Raw genomic sequence first — 4,560 nt, 5'->3', positions numbered from 1 at the left:
GCGGTCGGTGCGGTGTCCGCGGCCCCGCCGCGGGACGTCCCGCGGCCGCCGGGGGTCGGGAGCGCGGTCGGCACGCCGGCGGAGGGCCGGGCCGCGGTGCTCGGGGTCGCGCTCGGGGTCGCGCTCGGCGACGCACCCGCGGACTTTTCGGACGCGTCCGCGTCGCTCGCCGCGTCCCCGGCTCGCGCGCCCCGGCCGACCAGCAGCGCCGGCTCCGGCCGGACCAGGTCGGCGACCGCCGCGACGAGCCCGTCGGCGGCCACCTCCTGCGGCTCGCCGACCGCCAGGCCGAGGTCGGCCAGCGCCGGCTCGGCCGCGTCGACGCCGTAGGTCCGCAGCCCGTCGGGCAGGTCCGCGGCGAGCGCCGCCCGGGCGTCCGGGTCGGCGCCGACCACCACGACGTCGGTCGTCCCCAGCCGGCCGAGCTCGTCCGCCACGCCCGCCCCCGCGACGAGCACCGGCGCGCCCAGGGCGACGGCGGCGCTGGCGGCGGGGCCGACGGCGACCGGGTCCTCGTCGGCGACCAGCACGGCGACGGGCGCCGCCGCGAACAGCGCGCCGCTCACCGCCAGCGCCGTCCCCGTGGCGGTGCCGTCGGGCACGACCGTCGTCGGGGAGTCGGGCAGCGTCACGGCGGACCGCAGCGTCACCGCGGACGCCGTGGGGTACGGGGCGGTCCCGCCGGCGGACCCGCCCGTGCAGGCGGCGAGCAGGCCGACGGCGACGAGCGCGGCGACGGCGACGCGCCACGGCCGGGCCCCGCGGGGCCGGTGCGAACGGGTCGGACGGGAGGGGCGGTCGGGCGCGGGGTGCACGGGTCTCCGGGGCCGGGGTCGGGGGGACCCGGCCACTGTAGGCAGGGGCGGCGACACCCGGCGAGGCCGCCGCGCGCCCCGCCGTGGACCGGGCGGCGTCCCCGCGCCGGGTCGGGGATGATCGACGCATGACCCCGGAGCCCACGCAGCAGGAGTTCAGCACCGCCGGCGCGTACGTCACCGGCGGCGAGGAGTTCGTCCGCGACCAGAGCTACATCACGACGCGGATCACCGCCGACGGCCGGGACGGCTACCCGGTCGAGCCCGGCCGGTACCGGCTGGTCGTGTCCCGCGCCTGCCCGTGGGCGAACCGGGCGATCATCGTGCGCCGGCTGCTCGGGCTGGAGGACGCGATCTCGCTCGGCGTGTGCGGGCCGACGCACGACGCGCGGTCGTGGACGTTCGACCTCGACCCGGGCGGGGTCGACCCGGTGCTCGGCATCCCGCGCATCCAGGACGCGTACTTCCGGCGGTTCCCGGACTACCCGAAGGGCATCACGGTCCCGGCGATCGTCGACGTGCCCTCCGGCGCGGTCGTGACGAACGACTACGCGCAGCTCACGCTGGACCTGTCGACCGAGTGGACCGCGTACCACCGCGAGGGCGCGCCCGACCTGTACCCCGAGCACCTGCGGGACGAGATCGACCAGGTGGCCCGGAAGGTGTTCACCGACGTGAACAACGGGGTGTACCGGTGCGGGTTCGCCGGCTCGCAGGAGGCCTACGAGCGCGCGTACCACCGGCTGTTCTCCCGGCTGGACTGGCTGTCCGAGCGGCTGGCCGGGCAGCGGTACCTGGTCGGGGACACGATCACCGAGGCCGACGTCCGGCTGTTCACGACCCTGGTGCGCTTCGACGCGGTCTACCACGGGCACTTCAAGTGCAACCGCTCGAAGCTGACCGAGATGCCGGTGCTCTGGGCCTACGCGCGGGACCTGTTCCAGACCCCGGGGTTCGGCGACACGATCGACTTCGACCACATCAAGCGGCACTACTACGTGGTGCACGAGGACATCAACCCGACGCAGATCGTCCCGGCCGGGCCGGACCTGCGCGGCTGGCTGACCGAGCACGGCCGGGAGTCCCTGGGGGGCCGCCCGTTCGGCGACGGCACCCCGCCCGGCCCGGTCCGCGAGGGCGAGCAGGTCGACCCGTCCCACACCGCGGAGGCGATGGCCGGCTGACGCCCGCCGCCTCACGCGAGGTCGAGGGTCTCCCGCGCCGGACGCGCCGGAGACCCTCGACCTCGACGGAGACGCTCGACCTCGAGCCGGCGCCGGCCCGCGCTACGCCGCGACGGGGCGCACGCGGACCACGTTGCGCCACGGGTCGTCGAACGTGACCGTCGCCCCGTCGTCGCGCACCGCCACGCCGTGCGACGCGAGCCGCTCGCGCAGGGCGCCGACGTCGTCGCTCCCGGGGACCACCAGCGTGACCTCGCCCAGGCCGAGGCTGCTCGCCCGGGGGCCGGCGTCGGCGGAGTTCCAGGTGTTCATCGCCATGTGGTGGTGGTATCCGCCGGCCGACACGAACAGCGCGCCGTGCCACTCGGCCATCACGTCGAACCCGAGCGCGTCGACGTAGAACGCCCGCGCCCCGGCGACGTCGCCGACCTGCAGGTGCACGTGCCCGACGACCGGGCGCCCGGCCGGCGCCGCGAGCGCGGCGTCGGTGACGTGGCCCTGGATGAACGCGTTCGGGTCGAGCCGCAGCGAGTCCATCAGCACCCGCCCCTGCTCGTCGTAGCCCCACAGGTCGCGTGCGCGGTCCCAGTACAGCTCGACGCCGTTGCCCTCCGGGTCGGTGAGGTAGAACGCCTCGGACACCAGGTGGTCCGCGCTGCCGACGAAGGTGTGCGGCGCGCGGGCGGCGACGGACGCGAGCGTGGCGGCCAGCGCCTCCTGGGTGTCGAACAGGATCGCGGTGTGGAACAGGCCCGCCTGGCCGCGGCTGGTGGGCGGCAGGTCGGGGGTGTGCCGCAGGACCATCAGCGGCTGCGTCCCCCGCCCGAGCACCACGACGTCGGGCCGGCCGACACCCTCGATGCGCTCGTCCGGGCGCTCGACGACCTGCAGGCCGAGCACGTCGCGGTAGTAGCGCAGCTGCAGGTCGAGGTCGCCGACCAGCAGGGTCACGGGCCCCATCGCGGTGTCGGCGGCGAGGCGGTCGAGGGCGGGGCGCGGGTCGGCGGTGGTCATGCCGACGATGATAGTTGAGGCTTCAATGGTTGTCGAGACACCTGTGTGATTCCGGGCGCGCGCACCCGCCGCCGGGGCAGGCACGGCCCCGCCGGCGGGTGCGCGGAGGCGTCAGCCCCGGCGCTGCAGGTCGTTCCGGCCGAAGTCCGTGAGGAACCGCGGCCCGCGCTCGCGCAGCTCCGCCTCGTACTCCCCCGCCCAGCCCCGGTACGGCACCCGCGCGAGCCCGTCGTTGGCGAACCGGGCGTCGTCCGTCACCTCGGACTCGCAGAACGCCGGGATCTGCAGGTCGGTGACCGGGCCGGACCGCTCGCACTCCGCGATCACCAGCGGCGCGTTCGGCCCGCCGAACACGTCCACCACCCAGCCGTCGGCCCCCAGCCAGACGGAGTACCGGTTCTTGACGATCCGGTGGCCGCCGCGGCGGATCATCTCGGTGCCGACGACCACGTCGATCTCCCGCTCCGCCTCGTAGCGGGTGCCGACGTTCATCGGGCCCTTGAGCGTGACGGCGCAGAACTCGAACCGGTCGCCGACCTCGTCGAGCACGTCCAGCGGGTCCGCGTCCGGCCCGAGGGGCAGCCGCAGCCCGGACGCCTGCACCCGCAGGCGCACCGCGTAGCCGTCCTGGGCCAGGAAGTAGGACTGGACGATCAGCACCGGGTCGGGCTCGGAGAGCAGCTCCGTCGGCGGCGTCCGCACGAAGAACCGGCGCTCGAACTCGAAGTCGCCGTACCCGGTGTCGCTCACCGCGCCCTCCTCGCTCCGGTCGGGTGCGGCGGGGCTCCGCCGCTGGTCCGCTGCGGGTCACGGTACGCGACGGGCGCCCGCGGGCGGCGGACCCGGGCGCGCGCCCCGCCGTCCGGCACCCGCGACCGGGGTCAGGCCGCGGCGCGCAGGTCCATCCCGAGCGTCCGGCCCCAGGGGTGCGCCTCGACCTGCCGGAACCCGACCCGGTCGTAGAACGCGATCGCCCCGGCGTTCTGCTCGGCCACCCCGAGGTGCAGCCCCGGCACACCGCGCTCGCGCAGCGCGCCCACCAGCGTCTCGATCAACGTCCGCCCCAGCCCGCGCCCCTGGGCGCGCGGCAGCAGGTCGATGTGCAGGTGCGCGGGGTACCGGTCGGTGACCGCCGGGTCGTACCGGCCGCCGTCGTGCACGGTGCCGAGCAGCTCGTGGTCCCGGTACCCCGCCACGACCGCACGCCGCGGGTACCGCTCCCGCAGGGCGGGCCACCACGCCTCCTCCTGCCAGTGCGCGAACGCCTGGGAGTCGGCGGTGCCGACCACGTAGCCGGCGACGCCCTCGTCGTCGGTGACGACCCAGGTCAGGGTCGGGTCGGCGACCGGGTACGGCGCCGCGTACACGTGCCCGAGCAGGTCGGGGTCCCGGTACACCGGCGTGGCGTCAGTCCCCGCGTCGCCCGTCAGCAGGCACACGCGGTACATCCCCGGCAGGTCGCACGTCGCGAACGGTCTCACCCGCATGACCAGGGACCCTACCGGCCGCGCCCGGCACCCCGGGCGCGCCGGCGCGCGGGCCGGCGC

General features: G+C 76.3%; 4 protein-coding genes and 1 pseudogene. 1 reads left to right on the top strand and 4 read right to left on the bottom strand.

The window, feature by feature from the left end; translation table 11 throughout:
- Positions 1–650: pseudogene (locus FA014_RS18130) on the bottom strand (hypothetical protein); the annotation flags it as partial.
- A 293-nt stretch (positions 651–943) separates the two neighbouring features.
- Between FA014_RS18130 and FA014_RS18125 the strand changes: the two are divergent.
- Positions 944–1,999: a glutathione S-transferase family protein gene (locus tag FA014_RS18125; protein ID WP_154731020.1), complete on the top strand. Its 1,056-nt coding sequence runs from the start codon at positions 944–946 to the stop codon at positions 1,997–1,999.
- A gap of 102 nt (positions 2,000–2,101) precedes the next feature.
- Here FA014_RS18125 and FA014_RS18120 read toward each other — a convergent pair whose 3' ends face one another.
- The 3 genes from FA014_RS18120 to FA014_RS18110 form a co-directional block, all read right to left on the bottom strand.
- Entirely contained in the window at positions 2,102–3,013 is a 912-nt protein-coding gene (locus tag FA014_RS18120; RefSeq protein ID WP_154731019.1) for a VOC family protein, read from the bottom strand.
- Positions 3,014–3,124: 111 nt separating this feature from the next.
- Positions 3,125–3,763, bottom strand: coding sequence for a hypothetical protein (locus FA014_RS18115; RefSeq protein ID WP_154731018.1), 639 nt, complete (start codon positions 3,761–3,763; stop codon positions 3,125–3,127).
- 131 nt (positions 3,764–3,894) lie between these two features.
- Positions 3,895–4,500, bottom strand: coding sequence for a GNAT family N-acetyltransferase (locus tag FA014_RS18110; protein ID WP_154731017.1), 606 nt, complete (start codon positions 4,498–4,500; stop codon positions 3,895–3,897).
- Between the last annotated feature and the right edge of the window lie 60 nt (positions 4,501–4,560).

Source organism: Cellulomonas hominis (assembly GCF_005239125.1).
In the GTDB taxonomy this organism is placed as follows: domain Bacteria; phylum Actinomycetota; class Actinomycetes; order Actinomycetales; family Cellulomonadaceae; genus Cellulomonas; species Cellulomonas hominis_A.
This window is presented reverse-complemented; position numbering and strand designations above follow the sequence as displayed.